This window comes from Hellea balneolensis DSM 19091 (assembly GCF_000428525.1).
Classification (GTDB): Bacteria; Pseudomonadota; Alphaproteobacteria; order Caulobacterales; family Maricaulaceae; genus Hellea; species Hellea balneolensis.
On record NZ_AUAC01000002.1, the window covers coordinates 295,021 to 311,563 of the forward strand.

Below are 16,543 nucleotides of genomic sequence, written 5' to 3' on the forward strand. Positions count from 1 at the left end.
AAAGTCATATGGGGTTTCGCATGATTAAACAGTTTCTTTTGGCTTCGGCCACGCTCGCTTTTTCAAGCGCGGCTATCGCCCATGACGAGACCCACGATAATCACGAAGACTTCACCCTCATTCATGCGGGTAAAGTCTTAGCTATTCCGGGTAAGGCCCCGAAATCAAAGCAAACTATCATTATTCACGACGGTAAAATCGTTGGTATCGAAGCAGGCTACATCGATGATGATGAAGCAACTATTATTGATGGTAAGGAGATGTTCTTCCTTCCTGGCTTAATTGATAGTCACGTCCATTTACGCGGCGAATGGAGCCCCACATCGCGCTGGGAACCTGTAACACTCGAATCGGGAGATTGGGCATTTCAATCTGCGAAACATGCAAAAACTACATTGATGGCAGGGTTCACAGCCGTGCAGGATGTTGGCGGCCCTAAGGAAATATTTGCTCTTAAGCGTGCCATCAATAAAGGTATTGTTCCTGGTCCACATATCCAAGCTGCGGGATCGGCTATCTCTATTACGGGCGGGCATGGGGATACCCATGGCTGGACGGATGAGCTTATTCCGCACATGCAATCAGAAACAATCTGTGACGGCCCGGCTGAATGCCGCGCCGCAGTGCGCCAAGCCGTCAAGAATGGCGCGGATGTTATCAAAATTACAGCCACAGGGGGCGTTCTCTCAAACACCAATGCCGGAACGGGCCAACAGTTTTTCAATGATGAACTGGAAGCCATTGTAGAAGCCGCAACTAAGATGGGGCGTAAAGTCACCGCTCATGCTCATGGGAAAGACGGCATCGAATCTGCGCTAAAGGCCGGAGTCAAATCTATAGAACACGGGACATATTTAGACGAAGGCACAGCCGCTTTGTTTAAAAAGTATGATGCGACCCTTGTTCCTACGGTTATGGCGGGCATGACAGTTGTAGATTGGGCGACAAATAAAGATTGGCTTCCGCCTAATTCAGCTAAGAAAGCGCTCGAAGTTGGGCCTCAAATGCAGGATATGGCACGTATTGCTTATGAAAACGGTGTGAATATCGCCTTTGGAACAGATACAGGTGTGTCAGAACACGGCAAAAATGCTGAAGAGTTTACCTATATGGTCGCGGCCGGCATGAGCGAGATGGAAGCGATTGAAAGCGCGACCACCGTCGCAGCTAAGCATATCGGCCTTGATGCCGTAATAGGCACGTTAGAGCCTGGTAAATATGCTGACTTGATTGGCGTGGACAGCAACCCTCTAAAATCTATCGAAGAACTGCGCGACGTAGATTTTGTGATGAAAGGCGGTAAGGTTTACAAAGCACCTTAAGCAGCTGATTTTACTTATTTTTGTCCAAGCGCCACTTGACAGACGGGAACTAACATTCGGCGCAGATCATGCGTGCGCATACTAACATCAACATCAGTACCTTCGGCCACACGGACATTTCCCCATGCTGATTCTGCCGCAATCACTTGTTGGCAGATTTGAGGGGTTAGATTCCCATTATTCTTCATGACTTCCGATCCTGCCGTAAGCCAAATAATATTCCCGCCCATATAGTAAAAGTAATTGCGCTCATCCGCACTTAGAGCCGCCCCATTTGTTTTTTCAAACTGATCTAGAGCTCTGAGCGCGTCATAGCATTTGGGCAGAGCGGCCTCTGCAAGGGCTTTTGCAGTAACCTCATCCTGTCCCATCACAAGAGAAGCTGAGTCTGTGCAGCGTTTAGTCACGTTCTGAATTTGTGTCCCTACATTAGGCGAAATCTGAGCTTGCGTAGTTAATGGCAATGCAAATGCAGTAAAAAGAGCTAGAGCTTTAATATGTTTCATATTCATCATCTTAATTAATATGCAAATCCTACACCGAGTTCGCTCTCGGGTGAACCTTTTTTATCAGAGCCTAGGCAATTCCGAATAAAGATCGCGCCCCAGCTTCGTCTTTTTTCATCTGCGCAGTGAGAGCCTCCAGACTGTCAAATTTTTCTTCGCCGCGAATGAAGCTGCGAAACCTGACCTGTATATGCTGGCCGTAAATATCTTGATCAAAATCGAAAATGAAGGTTTCAAGAAGAACGCCCTCACCTCCCACTGTAGGCCGCGTCCCCAGGCTCGCAATACTGGGCCGCCAGACATCCTCCCCCTCAAGCCGCGTCTCCACGCAATATATCCCTAGCTTGGGCACAACCAAGTCCCCCAGAGGCAAGTTCGCTGTTGGAAAGCCAAGCGTGCGGCCTAACTGCTGCCCTTTCTGCACGATGCCGTCCACGATCCAAGGCCGCGAGAGCATATGGGCGGCGTGGAACACATCGCCCTGTTGTAGCGCTTTGCGGATTTCCGTGCTGCCATACTTCCCATAAAGCGCGTGTAATCCGACGGGTTTCATTGGGGTCACGCCTATGCCGCGCTCACCACAAAGCCGCGTTAAGCTCTCGACATTGCCGCAGCGGTTTTTACCGAAGCCATAATCCTCACCGACGACGACGTGTTTAATCCCAAGGCCCTGATGCAAAACACGTTCGACAAATTCCACATCATCCATTTCGCGTAAGTCTTCATCAAACGGGATTTCATAAAGCCGCTCCACGCCCAGGCTCGGCATGATCTCAGCGCGCGCCGCCGCGCTCATAAGGCGAAAGGGCGGCGCATCGGATTTAAAATAGCGATAAGGATGCGGGCGAAACAGTCCGATGCCAAGCGGCGCGCCCAGATCATCCGCAATCGCTTTCGCCTCTGCAATGACAGCCTGATGCCCACGGTGCAGTCCGTCAAAATTACCGAGCGCAATGACTGCACCTTTATCCGAGGGTGATAGCCCTGAGTAAGTCTGAAGAGTCTTCACCTTTAGTCTGCAGGGCGCTTTTGCACGAACACACCCGCATCGCCGCGGCAGATCTTCTGCCCATTGACTTCGCAGTGGCATTTCATCTTCACGCGGCCCGTGCGCTCATTGATTTCGGCCACCTCGGCGACAGCTATGACCTCGTCGCCAATAAAGGCGGGCTTACGAAAGCGCAGGTTCAGCTCAACAAAAACGGCACCCGGCCCTGGTAAGTCATTGCCCAAAACTGCCGAAATGAAGGAGGCCGACAAAGCGCCATGCGCAATACGCTGCCCAAATTTAGTCGTCGCAGCGAATTCTGCATCCACATGGATCGGATTATGGTCGCCCGTAATATCGGCAAATGTGTCAATCATCTCCCCGGTAATCACAGAGGTTGTTGTTGATTTCATCCCGATTTCGAGATCTTCCAGATAGTATTTTATATTTTCAGCCATTCCACGTCCTAGCAAAAGTGAACAGAATTACCAACAGAAAGATTGCCCAGACGCCCTACCAAGATAATTCAGACGCCATATATCGCGCGGCAATACCGTGCTCACCCAACAGCGCCTTAAACTTTGTCTCGGTTTCCCCGTAAAGACCGTCTTGAATAAAGAGGCAGTCATAATCCTGCTGCTGTGCGCCGAGTAAATCGGTGAAAATATTATCCCCAATGCACAATATACGATCTTGCGGCGGAAGGTAACCGAGCATTTCTTGCATCCACGCGCGAGAGAGCCGATAAATCGGCTCATGCGGTTTCCCGGCATAAATCACCTCCCCGCCTAGCTCTTCATAGAGCTTGGCCAGAGCTCCGCCGCACCAAACAATCTTATTGCCCACCCGTACCTTCACATCTGGGTTAGCGCAAATAAAGGGCAGCCCCCCATCCCGCGCCTCGGTCAGCATAGCGCGATAATCCTCCGGCTCATCATCATCGTCAAACATACCCGTGCAGGAAATAAAGCTCGCCTGATCGATATCGGAAAAATGCAGCTCTATCGTCTCATAAAGCACATCATCACGCTCTGGCCCGAGCTTAAAGGCGGGGCCCGGCGCGCGGCGTGAAAGCTCATCAATCGTCGCATCGCCCGACGTGACAATAGCGTCATAAAACTCACCCTGCACCCCGATCTGTTCAAAGCTATGTGGAATAGACACGGACGGCTTGGGCGAATTGGAAATCAAAATAACGGGCCCGTTTTCTCCGCGAAACAGCTCGAGCGCCTCGGTTGCCGCTTTATTCGCCTCGCGCCCATTATGCACAACACCCCATATATCACAGAGCACGACATCATAATCCTGCGCCACTTGCCCAAGACCCGAAAGAGAAGAGAAATTTGTCATGAGCGGGAGGTAAGCGCTAGAGACGTTTAATGCAATGGGGTAAACTCTAGTGACATTTAAGCATTTTAAGCTGCAGATGAGGTAGAGAATTCATTAAATTGCTGAAGGTTAGTCTGGTAGTTTTCTATGATATGTAACTTAATTGATGCAGCTAAACCTTTGGCAGCCAAGTATGGAACACCATTACCGATACATTTGAACATATTTGACAAGCCCATATCTGCCGGAAACTCATACTCTTTTGGTAATGATTGGATAGCCAAAGCTTCAGCGGCTGATAAACGCCGTGCTTTATATGGGTGTAGATGGACTTCATTATTTCCATATGCTGCAGTTGGGGAATAGCGCCAACGATGGAGTCGTTTATATGACTTTTTCTTATCGTCGCCCTCGCAAATGGTTTTAAATCGCGGCAATCCAGCTCGGGGTTTAAAATGATGCTTACTATTTGGATGGTTTTTAACATCATTTCGGTCAAACCAATACTGCACAGTCAAGCCTAGAGGTAGATGGTCTGGCCTAGGAACGAGCTTTCGAGGGTAAAAAGGAGTAACGTCGGGCCAATCGTACTGGAACCCCGAACGATCAGGGTAAAGCCTTTCACCCCATCCGAATTTTGTCTCCTCAAAGCAATCGCGCCTGAAGCCGACTAGAATAATTCGTTCACGGTCCTGAGGAACACCATATTCAAGAGCATTTACAACTCGTTCGCTCAGATAATAAAATTGGCAAAGTTTATCCTTAAGATGTTCAAAAAACTCTCTGTGCTTTTTAGTGCGGTAGAGCCCTTTGACATTTTCAAAAAGAAAAAAATGAGGCTTACCATTAATTATTAAATCCACATAAGTTTCAGACAAACGGCCATTCTCACCACTTCTTCCGCGATTTTTCCCGCCAACTGAAAAATCGGGGCAAGGTGGCCCTCCAATAAAGCCTATGACTTTTTTCAAGTTTTCTTCCATTTTTACAGCTTCAGCTAGGCCTCTATCTCCGCGTAGTGAAGTTATATCTACGTTAGATAGGCCATACTTTGGTTCTCTAATTCCCAAAATATCTCTCGAATGAGAATAAGCCTCAAGAAAAGGAGTATGTATTTCGTTAGCAAATACTACATCAAATTCTTCCGACTCAAAACCTAAGTCCAAGAAGCCCCCTCCTGAGAAGAAGGAAAACACACTAAAGCTCTCATTAAATTTTTTAGTCATGCCTAATTTTGCTCAACATATTGTAAAAGGGAATATACTCTGCGCTCTCGCCCTGGTTTTCCCGTAGTGCTGTAGCTAGAACCCTTTTTATATTCTAGAAACAGGCTATCTGTGCTTGGGTCATCAAAATCTAGCGTGGTATAAATCTGGATGAAATTTTCGAGTTTCTTAGTAGTAAGTTCTATACTTGCATGCCTTGCCAAATCGACTACAGCAAAAATAGTATAGAAATGAACAGGCTTGCTAAAAAACTTCTCAATCGATCTTTGTAAAAACAGCTTCTCTATCTCAGAAAAATTTTTTTCAACTTTTGCAAAATGTAATTTCCGCTCAGGATACTTGTCGTTGTAGCGGTCATACAATTCATTCAGAGCGGAAGGAGGTGTGCTAACGATACCTTGTATTAAGAAGGTGAGTAACTGACTACTAAAGTCGACATCTTTCATTCGCCGCATGTCATTATCAGAAAATATATTCCAATCATAGCTATTCAGCTTATTTGCAACATCGACTGAGGCCTTGATGAACTCGCCATGAAATTCGGCGTTACGCATTTCTTGCGGATTCAGAGATTTATCAGTTTGATTTAATCTAGTAAAAATCTTGTGAATCAACTCTGCAGTTAGAGATGAAGGAATCTCACGTACATCAATATTATACTCCCATATTTTCTGTTTAAGGTTAGCGGGCAGGCTATCCCAGTTTTTAGAAGCATATGCGCTATCTTTGTTACTTTTATGCAGAGCGGACTTTTTGAGCCCCCACTCTCCGCTCACGAATTGTAAAATTGTCGAAAGACGTTGCTGCCCATCAACTACACTGAACCTTTGCTTTCCGGAATTAGGATCAGACTTCTGAGCCCAAAGATATATCTCAGGCATAGGGTATCCCATTAGAATTGTCTCAATAAGTTTAATCTTCTGGCTCTCTGTCCATATCATTTTCCTCTGAAAAGAACGATCCACAAAATATACGTCGTCTCTCAACTTTGCGACGACAGAGGTAATGTTTTCGCGTTTTGGCTGGATAATTTCATTTAAAGTTGTCATGCAATCGCTTTCTTAAATTCTGAAATACTCCAATTTTGATAAGCTAACACATCATCTTTGTTTCTATACACCCTAAACTTGATTTCATTTTTTAGCCTCAAACTGGTGTTCGCTTCTCTTTTTACGTCATCATACAGCCTTAAGATACGGTCAAACTTTGTAGTCACGCGTGAGGCTCCTAAATTGGAAATATGCATTTTACTGTCAAAACTAACGAATTTCTTAAAAGTGGATTTTGCGTAACGTTTGTAGACGTAATGATGTCCAGCATAAAATGCTGCAATTAAATCAATCCAAATAGTCTCGAAATGCTTCGGAGATATAATAACTACGTCTAAATCAGATTTCGGATTCCCTGATGTATTTCTAAGACGATAAGGCCTAAATGGACTTGATGGCGAAAGACTTCGGCCAAAATATCCACTTCCGATCAGCATAACACTTTCTTCCGATATGCCGAAAACTTGCCCGATTTTTTCGCGAAAAAAGGTATAATCACAAGGAGCGTCAGGACGTGTAAAATACCAAGGGTTATCAGAAAATAAATGCCCCATATTGAACTCCTCTTCCGAGCATTCAAGTATCAAGTCTCGTAAGTCTCCTTTTGGCATCATAGAATCAGGCCTCCCCACTTAGTCTTAGTGTTTGTCCCCCAAGAAAGAAATATACTTTTTTTCATTTAACATAATTCAATTCAAAACAAAATATTTCGATAACCCACCTCAGCTTAAAACTATAGCAGACATTATTCTCATAATCTTCTCTCCTCTCCTCATGCACCCCCAATCATCACACCTACGCTCCAAAACCTCCACTAATACGGCACTTTGTAAAAAACTTATCCTTGGTCTCTGATTTGCCCTTATATTTAAATCGTTCCTCTCTTCGGGACAGGCAAGCGTACGTTGGCTGGCTTTGGAGAGGACGGTGTTTGTGAATGAGGTTCTTTGGGTAACGCCTGTAAACCTGTTCATCGGAGGTGAGCTGCGGAACTTTGCTTCGCTCGGCCCTTCGCTAAAAAACATCGCCGCGCGGTCTTTGATTGCGTAAAACACATATCTTTTGACGTCCTCGGTTTTTCCGTCGCCGTCAAAGCCGCGCGGACGTCCCACATTTTGTGTGCTTCGCAACAATTCTTGGCTTCGCATCTTGGCGTCGAAGTCCTCCAAGGATGATGCGTGGCGTCTTATCAGGTGCCTTGCCAGCCCTCTCCCCCACCCGACCACCCACAGGGTAAACTCATTGGGTGGTCGGGTGGGGGAGAGGGCCGGTGCCGAAACCATAAAACCGGCCAATAGGTCGGTTTGAAACTTATTAAAAAAGGTTACTTATGCCCCGTGCTCAGAAACATCCCGCCCATCTTCGCCACAGTCTTGAAAAGCTGCGTTTGGATGTAGCGCTTAAACGGGCGCGCCTCGTTCAGGCCCAGCGCATCGCCAACAAACCCATTCCCTATGAGGACCGCTTGCCGCTGACAGATGAACGGATTGAAGCCGTTGAAGCTAAAACAACTGCGGTCGAAAAAGATCTCTCACTTGTCAAATCTCAAAGATATTTAAACCACATAGAAAAATGCCTGAAAGAGGAAATGAAACGCCAGGGCATAAAATCAATAGAGGCCGCAAAGCCGTAAGCGGCTCATTTACTGACATTTACGGATTTGTAACTCGCAGCTTAACCTTTTGATAACCAGAGTAGGCCCACGGTGATTTCCGTCTTGGGAGGGCCGAAACATGGACTTAGCAATGCGTATTGGACTCTCTTTCTTATCTTTTTCAGCCTTGGGCGCGCTCGCCCTCTCCGCCCCCGCTTTTGGCGCGCCAAATCTGATTGGGCAAACCGATGACGGCACTTACCGAACAGAAACGGTCTATTCGACCAGTGAATGCTCTGCGATCTGCCAAGCTGAATCGCCGCTTTGCCGCGGGACGATCACGGTGCAGATGGACATCACCAAGCCCGAAATGATTTGCCGGCTGAATAATGGCAAGGGCGCACAGCCCGCCTTCCCGTCCACGCCACCAACACCGCTCAACCGCGATATTGCTTTAGCAGATTTCAATGCTTACCGCGCGGAAGTGGGGCTTGATCCTGTAAAATATAGCGGCAAACTCAATGAAGCGTCGCGCCTCCATGCCGAGGATATGGCCCGCGCGGGCGATGCCTCACATAGCGGAACTGATGGTTCGTCACATGGGGATCGCGTGCAGCGTCAGGCTTATTATTTTACCATTGCGGCTGAGAATGTAGCTTCCGGACAAAAGTCGTGGGAGAAAGTTTTCAAGGCGTGGCAGGATAGCCCCGGCCATAATGAAAATTTATTGCGTGATGATGTGACGGATTTTGGTGTGGCCCTCGTCTATGATCCGGACAGTGCCTATCAAACCTATTGGGCGATGTTGGTCGCCGCGCCGCTGGATGCGGACACGACAGAGTATTTAAGATATCAGGGGCAAATCCCGCCCATGGCGACATCAGGCGCAGAATTGAAGTCCGATATTAACCCGTAAACTGCATGCCGAGCCAATCGCAAATCAGGGCGGGCTTATCTTGGCCATCAATCTCAACGGTGACCTCATAGGTCAGCAAATGCTGGCCAGGCTTCTTTTCCACGGCTTCCTTTAACGTGAACTGAGCGCGAACTTTGGACCCGCTCGGGACAGGCGCGAGGAAACGAACATTATTGAACCCGTAATTGACCCCCATTTTTACACCTTCAATGACAAGACCTGCGCTCTCTGAGAATTTTGACAAGAGCGAGAGCGTTAAAAATCCGTGGGCAATCGTGCCGCCAAAGGGCGTCATCTTGGCCATGTCTTCATTAATATGGATGAATTGATGATCTTCGGTCACGTCGGCAAATTGATTAATGCGGTCTTGATCAACCGTGATCCAATCACTGACACCAATAACGGTGCCTACGAGGTCCGGCAATGCGGAAGCTGCTGCAGTTTTCATGTGTATCCCCTTGTTATAATTAGAATTTATTTAATCTAAAACCTATTCGCGAGCGCGAATTGGTTCATATGATAATGCGCATCCCCGAAGAGCTCTTGCAGAACGCGAATACGCTTCATGAATAATCCGATATCATATTCATCCGTCATGCCCACGCCGCCATGCATCTGAACCCCCTCTTGCGAGGCTAGCTTGGCAACTGAGCCGAGTTTGGCTTTGGCCATGGCGCAATAAAGCTCGGCCTTAGGATCATTATTATCCAGTGCTGTCAAAGCGCCCATAACGGCAGAGCGCGCAATTTCCATCTCGGAATAAAGATGCGAGGCCCGGTGTTGTAGCGCTTGAAACTCGCCAATGATGGAACCAAATTGTTTGCGTTCCTTGATATAGGACACTGTGCTTTCAAAGGCTTGTGATCCTGCGCCCAAAAGCTCAGCCGCAACCGCTGCGCGGCCGGCATTCAGGACTTTGCCCAGAACGGCCATGCCATCATCAAGAGAGCCCAAAAGCGCATCTCCTGACACTTCGACATCATCCAAATCAATACGCGCGGCATTGCGGCTATCAACCATAATGGTGCGCTCGGTTGAAACGCCTTTGGATTTAGGGTCAACGATGAAAAGGCTTATGCCCTCGGCATCGCCCTCATCGCCGCTTGTGCGCGCCGCAATAATGAGAGCGTCGGCAACGTGGCCATCTACAACCATCGCTTTCGCACCGCTTAACTTGAACCCGTTACCAGATTTCTCCGCCGTCGCTGACGTTCCTGCCGGGTGATGCTTTGGCCCTTCATCCAGCGCGAGCGCAATTATGGCCTCACCGCCTGCAATTTTCGGCAGCCACTCTGATTTCTGCTCGTCCGTTCCGCCTTCGCGAATAGCTGTAGCCGCCAGAATAGCTGTGGAGAGGAATGGAGACGCCGAGAGGTTACGGCCCATCTGCTCTGCAATAAGTCCCGCCGCCATAAAGCCCATATCCACGCCGCCATGATCTTCATCAATCACAACACCCGTAAAGCCCATTTCAGCCATTTCGGCCCAAAGGCCGCGATCAAAACCTGTTTCATCGCGCTCATCACGTAAAGACCGAAGCGCTTTGATGGGCGCTTTCTCTGCAAAGAAACCCTCCGCTGTATCGCGGAGCATGACTTCGTCTTCATTTAAGACCAAAGCCATCTGCTATGCTCCCGGAAGCTGGAGAATGTGCTTGGAAATGATGTTGAGCTGCACCTCTGAGGTGCCGCCTTCAATCGAATTTCCTTTGGTACGGAGCCAACTACGGGCAAGTTTTCCGTCATTTGATCGGTCTGATTCCCATTCTAACCCGTCATGACCTGTGGCATCCATCATAAGCTCATATTTGCGCTTATTGAGTTCAGTCCCGTAATATTTCAGCATAGAGCTGTCTGCGCCAAGCGAAGCGCCCGCTTTGGCTTCTGCCAATTTACGAGAAACTGTGAGGCTAAAGGCCCAATCATCAATTTCAGCTTCAGCTACTTTACTGCGCAACATAGGGTCAGCGAGCTTTCCGTCTTCAATGCCTAAAGAGCCAGCCGCGATTTCATGGAGCGGACGTCCTTGACCTTCGAGTTGGCCTTGGCCGCCAATCATTTCACGCTCATGCGTAAGGAGGTATTTTGCTACATCCCACCCTCTGTCGCGCGTGCCGACCAGGTTTTTCTTCTCAACCCGTACATCCTCAAAAAATGTTTCACAGAAAGGTGAACGGCCTGAAATAAGTTTGATGGGCCGGGCTTCGACTCCTGGTGTTTCCATATCAAAGAGAACGAATGAAATACCGTGATGCTTTTTGCCTGTATTATCAGTTCTCACGAGACAGAAAATCCAATCAGCCTTATCGGCATATGACGTCCAGACTTTCTGTCCATTGACCATGAAATGATCGCCTTTATCCTCGCATTTAGTTGCAAGAGAGGCCAAATCTGACCCCGCACTCGGCTCGGAATAACCCTGACACCAGCGGATTTCGCCGCGCGCTACGGGCGGCAAATGCTCAAGCTTTTGCTCTTCGGTACCAAATTTCAAAAGTGCAGGCCCAAGCATCCAAATACCAAAGGATGAGAGCGGTGAACGCGCACCAATACGCGCCATTTCTTTTTTCAGAATGATCTCCTCGGCGCGGGACAGCCCTGCCCCGCCATATTCTTTAGGCCATGTCGGAACTGTCCAGCCTTTAGCAACCATACGGTCGAGCCAAACTTTTTGAGCGTCAGATTGGAATTCCCAATTCCGGCCACCCCAACACAAATCCTTATCACCAGTAATGGGTTTACGCATCTCTTCTGGGCAATTGGCCTCGAGCCACTCCCGAACTTCAGCAGCAAAAGCTTTCAAATCACTCATAATCCTGTCCTCAAATTTATATGCACATAGTTGCATATACTCTGATATAGGCTAGGTAAAGACAAAGACGCAAAATGACGCAAGATGAGGACACCCCATGCATTCATTCCAAACGGTCGCGGATATTCACATCGCCCCTGGAGGCACGGCTAGGCTTGATAAATATGTTGAAGGCCTTTGCAAAAATAAACGTATTGCCATTGTAACTGATAAGGGCGTCAAGGGGCTTGGACTGATGGATGCGGGTATCGCTGCCTTAAAGGATGCTGGCTATGCGGTCTTTGTTTTCGATAAAGTCGTCCCTGACCCGCCTGAGGACATTGTTTTAAAAGGCGCAACAGCCATTCGTAAATTCAATGCTGGACTAATTATCGGCTTTGGCGGCGGCTCTCCCATGGATACCGCCAAAGTCATCGCTCACCTCTGCGGCTCTGAGCTACCTATTGAAAGCCTTTACGGTGTAGGTAAAGCCAAAGGACCAACCCTGCCACTTCTGCTTATACCAACAACCTCTGGCACAGGGTCAGAAGTCACCAATGTCGCAATTATCACAACAGGCAAAACCGCTAAGAAAGGTGTCGTAGCCGATAGTCTCTATGCTGACCGTGTCTTATTGGATGCTGAACTCACCTTCGGACTTCCGCCCTCCATCACAGCCTCCACAGGTATAGATGCTATGGTACATGCGATTGAAGCCTATACCTCTATCCGCGAAAAGAACCCGCTCTCTGATGCCCTTGCCCTGACGGCCTTGCGGAAAATGCGCAATGCGATTGTGACGGCGGTCAATGACGGCAATGATATTGAGGCTCGAAACGACATGCTTATCGGCGCCATGTTAGCAGGACAAGCCTTTTCCAACGCCCCTTGCGCTGCGGTTCATGCCCTCGCCTACCCTCTAGGCGGTTTTTTTCATGTGCCCCACGGCCTCTCAAATGCGCTCGTTCTGACAGAGGTGATGAAATATAACTTGCCTAAAGCTGATCATTGGTACGGCGAAATTGCCAAAGATCTTGGCGTAGGCCAAACAGGCTCTTCCCTCATAGACGAGATGTTACGCCTTAAAGAAGAAACCGGCGTCCCCAAAACGCTAAGCGAGGTCAACATCCCGCAAAGCGCCATCCCAATGATGGCTGAGGACGCCATGACTAAGGACCGCTTGCTCATGAATAATGCCCGCGAAATGACCTATGATGCGACGGTCAAAATTTATGAGATAATATTATGAGGCATTTTCAATGACACGAGCCAAACCACATAACTTAGCTGACTATCCGCACAAACTCACCATTCCGACGCGCTGGGCTGATAATGATATTTACGGACATGTGAACAACTCGGTATATTATTTCTATTTCGATACAGTTGTGAATAAATGGCTGCTTGATCAAGACTTGCTAGTGTTAGGTAAGAGCGACGTTATTGGATTAGTGGTCGGAACTTCATGTGATTTCTTTGCACCCATAAGCTTTCCTGATAATGTTGTAGCGGCCCTTCGGATCGCCAAAGCGGGTAATAGCTCTGTGACATATGAGATCGGATTGTTCCGAAATGATGACACAACAGCCTCAGCCCAAGGAAGCTTCACCCATGTCTATGTAGATGAAGCCACTCGACGGCCAATGCCCATATCTGATATGATGCGCGAAAAATTAGCGGAGATTACGCCATGAGCCAATATTCTGAGATGATTAAAGAGGACCCTGCACTGGTGAGTCAGCAAGCCCGTTTCACGCGGATGCAGGATGGTACGCTAGAAGATTGGCAAAAAATCGGCGCGGCCCATAAACAGGATTTTAAAAAAACCGCTGACCGCTTTATCGATATGCTCAAACAGCTTGAAGACGCCACGCTTGGCTTTGCCTGCGACCAACTCCAACACGCGCTAATGTGCGGTACACTTGCGCGAAGAGATGGCGCGACTGATGAACAAATCGTTGTTGCACTCTGCCACGATATGGCGAAAGTTATCAACGTGCCTAATCACGGTCCTATCGTCGCTGAGATGCTAAAGCCTTATGTTTCCGAGGACAGCTATCACGTGTTGCGCAATCACCAGGCGTTTCAAGGCGAGCATTATTATCACTATATGGGCGCGCCGACAGATTTGCGCCTGCAATGGAAAGATGAGCCGTGGTATGATTACGCGGTCAAGCTTGTCGATGAATGGGACGCCCCGGCCTTTGACCCTAACTTTGAGGCCGATAGCCTTGAGAGCTTTGAACCGCTTATGCGCAAAATTTTTCACGACAGCCCAATGGCTGTGGGTTAAACCAGAAAGTACTTCATGACAGATATTAAAAATAAGACCGCCTTCGTAACGGGGGCGGCCTCCGGGATTGGCTTTGCTTTAGCTGAAGGCCTGCTCAAACGCGGGGCAAAAGTTATGATGGTCGATATTGACGCGGAAGGTTTGGCCGCTGCGCAGGAAAAACTCGGCACAGAGAATACAGCTATAGCCGTCTGTGACGTCGCTGACCCTGACGCCGTCAAATCCGCCGCTGCAGTAGCGATTGAAAGCTTTGGGAATGTACACCTCATCTTCAATAATGCGGGCGTAAGCCTCCCCGGACGGCCTGGACGTATCGCGCTGGAAGATTGGCGCTGGATTACCGACATCAATATTCTCGGCGTTGTCTATGGCTGCGAGACTTTTATTCCTCACATTGTCGGCCACGGCGAAGGAGGCCATATTATCAATACCGCCTCTACGGCAGGACACGTCACAGGCATCGGCATGGCGCCCTATTTTGCTACTAAATTTGCAGTTGTGGGTTATTCCGAAGCCTTATCTCAAGAGCTCGCCGAAGCTGGCATTGGTGTCTCCTGCCTGTGCCCCACATGGGTCAAGTCGAACATCCACAACACACCTGATAAAGCCCCGGTGGCGGGACAATATCGATATAAGTTCAAATCCTCAAAAGCCTATGAAACCATCAAAGGTTATATTGAAAACGGGATGGACGCCGATGTCTATGCCGAGCTCTGCCTCAAATCTGTAGAGGCCAACCGCCTCCACGTCTTCAACGACCCCGAAGCCCGTGCGGCTGTGGAGGCACGCGCACAGTCATTGTTGACGGATTATGATGCCAATCTGAGAGATTTGGGGCATTAAACCGGTAGCTCTCACCTCTTGCCATTTTGTCATTACCCGGCTTGTTTGGGCAATCCATGTTATTTGGACACAAGTTGAGGAATTCTCACATGGATCACCGCGACAAGCACGGTGATGACAATATTGGAATTAGTTAAAGTTACAGCCCAATTTTGCCCGGCACTGATTTGCGCAACTCAAATTTTAACACCTTCCCCGTGCCGCCCCGTGGGAGCTCTTGAATCAGATGCAAATATTTCGGTTTCTTAAATGTCGCGAGCTTACCTTCGACGTGAGCTAACACATCCTCAAGACAAAGCGTTTCGCCCTCTTTGACCACCGCGCAAACACAGCCTGTTTCGCCGAATTTCTCATCAGCGACGCCAATGACTGCGACTTCGGTGATTTGCGGCATTTGATAAAGCACGTTTTCAATCTCAGCCGGGTAAACATTTTCGCCGCCTGAGATATACATGTCTTTGACGCGATCCTCGATATAGACATAGCCTTGCTCATTCATGCGGCCAATATCGCCTGACTTGAACCAGCCATCGACGAAAGATTTTGCATTCGCTTCGGGGTTACGCCAATAGCCCGGGGTAATCGCGTTACCTTTAAACCAAATTTCGCCAGGGACATTTGGGGGACATGTCTTTCCAGCCTCATCAACAATTCGTACACGAGAGTGAAGAAGCGCTCGTCCCGCAGAACCAATCATATGCGGGATATCTTCTTTATGGAGCATTGTTCCGCCCGCAGCAGTCTCGGTCATGCCGTAACCCTCCTGAATGACGACACCTTTTTCGAGCCACCATTCAACTAATGAAACAGGGACTGTTTCAGCTCCACAAAGTGCGGTGATGATGCGTGAAAAGTCGGTCTTATCTACGTCAGGATGGGCCTTCATGGCATTATAGGCAGCAGGCACCATGAAGACGAGATTGATACCGAGCTCGGCGCTATTGAGAGCTTGCAATGTCGCCGTCGGGTCGAACATGCGCATGATAACACATGTACCACCTACGGCGATGCTTGGCAGTGCAGTCACATTCAGACCGCCAATATGGAAGAGTGGCATGTTATTCAAAGAGACTTGGTGTGGACCGCTATCCGGTAGTCGCGCCGTTGACGCGACCGTAAATTCCAACATGCCATGGGTGATGATAACGCCTTTGGGCATTCCCGTTGTCCCTGACGAATACATAAGCAAGCATTGATCATCGTAGCTTTGTTCAACAAAATCATAGATCGGCGTGGCGGCGGCTAGTCCGCGCTCATATCCGCTATCGCCGCCTAAACCATCTGTATCAACCCAATGCTCGACATTGGTAAGGGCCTTAGCCGCCTCGCCAACCGGCTCGAAAGGTTTATCCACCAACACCATAGAGGCTTCAGCGTCATTTAAAATAAAAGCAAGTTCCGGCGGTGTCAGCCGGAAATTAAGTGCCAAGCATATCGCGCCTAGGCGCCAACAGCCAAAAATAAGTTCCATAACATCTGTCGTGTTCAAACACAGAAACGCAACACGGTCGCCTTTTTTAATGCCCTTAGACTTTAAGAAACCCGCGACCTGAGCCGTTCGTTCGTGAGTTTGCGCATAGGTAAATTTACGCTGACTCATAAGATCGACCATCGCCAATTTATCAGGCGTCGTCACAGCATGGTATTCAATCCAGTCGCGGGCTTGAAGCGGCATATCTAGTCTCCC

The 16,543-nt window shown here is 48.5% G+C and carries 18 protein-coding genes; 7 read left to right on the top strand and 11 right to left on the bottom strand.

All coding sequences use genetic code 11. From position 1 onward, the window contains the following. Positions 1–20: 20 nt before the first annotated feature. On the top strand, positions 21–1,322 hold the full coding sequence (locus F569_RS0101575; protein ID WP_034387048.1) for a metal-dependent hydrolase family protein: 1,302 nt from the start codon (positions 21–23) through the stop codon (positions 1,320–1,322). Positions 1,323–1,336: 14 nt separating this feature from the next. Here the strand turns inward: F569_RS0101575 and F569_RS0101580 are convergent, their stop codons facing one another. From F569_RS0101580 to F569_RS0101610, 7 genes are all read right to left on the bottom strand, one after another. Beyond that, positions 1,337–1,828, bottom strand: coding sequence for a hypothetical protein (locus F569_RS0101580; RefSeq protein WP_154813605.1), 492 nt, complete (start codon positions 1,826–1,828; stop codon positions 1,337–1,339). A 70-nt stretch (positions 1,829–1,898) separates the two neighbouring features. Continuing rightward, positions 1,899–2,837, bottom strand: a complete 939-nt coding sequence (locus F569_RS0101585; RefSeq protein WP_026940746.1) for a bifunctional riboflavin kinase/FAD synthetase — start codon at positions 2,835–2,837, stop codon at positions 1,899–1,901. Positions 2,838–2,839: 2 nt separating this feature from the next. Then, a complete protein-coding gene (locus F569_RS0101590; RefSeq protein WP_026940747.1) occupies positions 2,840–3,274 on the bottom strand; it encodes a MaoC family dehydratase in 435 nt (144 codons plus the stop codon). 55 nt (positions 3,275–3,329) lie between these two features. Further along, complete coding sequence (locus F569_RS0101595) at positions 3,330–4,166, bottom strand: TIGR01459 family HAD-type hydrolase (RefSeq protein ID WP_026940748.1); 837 nt, start codon at positions 4,164–4,166, stop codon at positions 3,330–3,332. 65 nt (positions 4,167–4,231) lie between these two features. Next, the gene (locus F569_RS0101600; protein WP_026940749.1) at positions 4,232–5,371 is read right to left on the bottom strand and encodes a DNA cytosine methyltransferase; all 1,140 of its coding nucleotides are present in this window, start codon (positions 5,369–5,371) and stop codon (positions 4,232–4,234) included. 2 nt (positions 5,372–5,373) lie between these two features. Continuing rightward, a complete protein-coding gene (locus tag F569_RS0101605) occupies positions 5,374–6,420 on the bottom strand; it encodes a GmrSD restriction endonuclease domain-containing protein (RefSeq protein WP_026940750.1) in 1,047 nt (348 codons plus the stop codon). Continuing rightward, entirely contained in the window at positions 6,417–6,974 is a 558-nt protein-coding gene (locus tag F569_RS0101610) for a hypothetical protein (protein WP_154813606.1), read from the bottom strand. Before F569_RS0101610 ends, F569_RS0101605 begins: the two co-directional genes overlap by 4 nt. Before the next feature lie 776 nt (positions 6,975–7,750). Here F569_RS0101610 and F569_RS0101620 point away from each other — a divergent pair. Together F569_RS0101620 and F569_RS18635 are read left to right on the top strand one after the other, a co-directional pair. Then, complete coding sequence (locus F569_RS0101620; protein ID WP_026940753.1) at positions 7,751–8,053, top strand: hypothetical protein; 303 nt, start codon at positions 7,751–7,753, stop codon at positions 8,051–8,053. Positions 8,054–8,153: 100 nt separating this feature from the next. Then, positions 8,154–8,930, top strand: coding sequence for a CAP domain-containing protein (locus tag F569_RS18635; protein WP_051279092.1), 777 nt, complete (start codon positions 8,154–8,156; stop codon positions 8,928–8,930). Here the strand turns inward: F569_RS18635 and F569_RS0101630 are convergent. From F569_RS0101630 to F569_RS0101640, 3 genes are read right to left on the bottom strand one after another with little or no spacing between them, the layout of a single operon-like run. Beyond that, a complete protein-coding gene (locus F569_RS0101630) occupies positions 8,920–9,378 on the bottom strand; it encodes a MaoC family dehydratase (protein ID WP_026940754.1) in 459 nt (152 codons plus the stop codon). The two genes, F569_RS18635 and F569_RS0101630, sit on opposite strands and share 11 nt — an antisense overlap. 35 nt (positions 9,379–9,413) lie before the next feature. Beyond that, positions 9,414–10,553, bottom strand: coding sequence for an acyl-CoA dehydrogenase family protein (locus F569_RS0101635; protein WP_026940755.1), 1,140 nt, complete (start codon positions 10,551–10,553; stop codon positions 9,414–9,416). 3 nt (positions 10,554–10,556) lie between these two features. Continuing rightward, positions 10,557–11,741, bottom strand: a complete 1,185-nt coding sequence (locus F569_RS0101640; RefSeq protein ID WP_026940756.1) for an acyl-CoA dehydrogenase family protein — start codon at positions 11,739–11,741, stop codon at positions 10,557–10,559. A 97-nt stretch (positions 11,742–11,838) separates the two neighbouring features. Here F569_RS0101640 and F569_RS0101645 point away from each other — a divergent pair, with 97 nt between their 5' ends. From F569_RS0101645 to F569_RS0101660, 4 genes are read left to right on the top strand one after another with little or no spacing between them, the layout of a single operon-like run. Next, a complete protein-coding gene (locus F569_RS0101645; RefSeq protein ID WP_026940757.1) occupies positions 11,839–12,969 on the top strand; it encodes an iron-containing alcohol dehydrogenase in 1,131 nt (376 codons plus the stop codon). 10 nt (positions 12,970–12,979) lie between these two features. Continuing rightward, the gene (locus tag F569_RS0101650; RefSeq protein ID WP_026940758.1) at positions 12,980–13,414 is read left to right on the top strand and encodes an acyl-CoA thioesterase; all 435 of its coding nucleotides are present in this window, start codon (positions 12,980–12,982) and stop codon (positions 13,412–13,414) included. Further along, complete coding sequence (locus F569_RS0101655; RefSeq protein ID WP_233353560.1) at positions 13,411–14,013, top strand: hypothetical protein; 603 nt, start codon at positions 13,411–13,413, stop codon at positions 14,011–14,013. Before F569_RS0101650 ends, F569_RS0101655 begins: the two co-directional genes overlap by 4 nt. Before the next feature lie 15 nt (positions 14,014–14,028). Continuing rightward, complete coding sequence (locus F569_RS0101660; RefSeq protein ID WP_026940760.1) at positions 14,029–14,856, top strand: SDR family oxidoreductase; 828 nt, start codon at positions 14,029–14,031, stop codon at positions 14,854–14,856. A 139-nt stretch (positions 14,857–14,995) separates the two neighbouring features. Here the strand turns inward: F569_RS0101660 and F569_RS0101665 are convergent, their stop codons facing one another. Beyond that, positions 14,996–16,531, bottom strand: a complete 1,536-nt coding sequence (locus F569_RS0101665; protein ID WP_026940761.1) for an acyl-CoA synthetase — start codon at positions 16,529–16,531, stop codon at positions 14,996–14,998. Between the last annotated feature and the right edge of the window lie 12 nt (positions 16,532–16,543).

Excerpts from the sequence above, each read along its gene's own strand:
- F569_RS0101575 (WP_034387048.1), top strand. The coding sequence starts at position 21 with ATGATTAAACAGTTTCTTTTGGCTTCGGCCACGCTCGCTTTTTCAAGC.
- F569_RS0101580 (WP_154813605.1), bottom strand. The coding sequence starts at position 1,828 with ATGAAACATATTAAAGCTCTAGCTCTTTTTACTGCATTTGCATTGCCA.
- F569_RS0101590 (WP_026940747.1), bottom strand. The coding sequence starts at position 3,274 with ATGGCTGAAAATATAAAATACTATCTGGAAGATCTCGAAATCGGGATG.
- F569_RS0101595 (WP_026940748.1), bottom strand. The coding sequence starts at position 4,166 with ATGACAAATTTCTCTTCTCTTTCGGGTCTTGGGCAAGTGGCGCAGGAT.
- F569_RS0101600 (WP_026940749.1), bottom strand. The coding sequence starts at position 5,371 with ATGACTAAAAAATTTAATGAGAGCTTTAGTGTGTTTTCCTTCTTCTCA.
- F569_RS0101605 (WP_026940750.1), bottom strand. The coding sequence starts at position 6,420 with ATGACAACTTTAAATGAAATTATCCAGCCAAAACGCGAAAACATTACC.
- F569_RS0101610 (WP_154813606.1), bottom strand. The coding sequence starts at position 6,974 with ATGGGGCATTTATTTTCTGATAACCCTTGGTATTTTACACGTCCTGAC.
- F569_RS0101620 (WP_026940753.1), top strand. The coding sequence starts at position 7,751 with ATGCCCCGTGCTCAGAAACATCCCGCCCATCTTCGCCACAGTCTTGAA.
- F569_RS18635 (WP_051279092.1), top strand. The coding sequence starts at position 8,154 with ATGGACTTAGCAATGCGTATTGGACTCTCTTTCTTATCTTTTTCAGCC.
- F569_RS0101630 (WP_026940754.1), bottom strand. The coding sequence starts at position 9,378 with ATGAAAACTGCAGCAGCTTCCGCATTGCCGGACCTCGTAGGCACCGTT.
- F569_RS0101635 (WP_026940755.1), bottom strand. The coding sequence starts at position 10,553 with ATGGCTTTGGTCTTAAATGAAGACGAAGTCATGCTCCGCGATACAGCG.
- F569_RS0101640 (WP_026940756.1), bottom strand. The coding sequence starts at position 11,741 with ATGAGTGATTTGAAAGCTTTTGCTGCTGAAGTTCGGGAGTGGCTCGAG.
- F569_RS0101645 (WP_026940757.1), top strand. The coding sequence starts at position 11,839 with ATGCATTCATTCCAAACGGTCGCGGATATTCACATCGCCCCTGGAGGC.
- F569_RS0101650 (WP_026940758.1), top strand. The coding sequence starts at position 12,980 with ATGACACGAGCCAAACCACATAACTTAGCTGACTATCCGCACAAACTC.
- F569_RS0101655 (WP_233353560.1), top strand. The coding sequence starts at position 13,411 with ATGAGCCAATATTCTGAGATGATTAAAGAGGACCCTGCACTGGTGAGT.
- F569_RS0101660 (WP_026940760.1), top strand. The coding sequence starts at position 14,029 with ATGACAGATATTAAAAATAAGACCGCCTTCGTAACGGGGGCGGCCTCC.
- F569_RS0101665 (WP_026940761.1), bottom strand. The coding sequence starts at position 16,531 with ATGCCGCTTCAAGCCCGCGACTGGATTGAATACCATGCTGTGACGACG.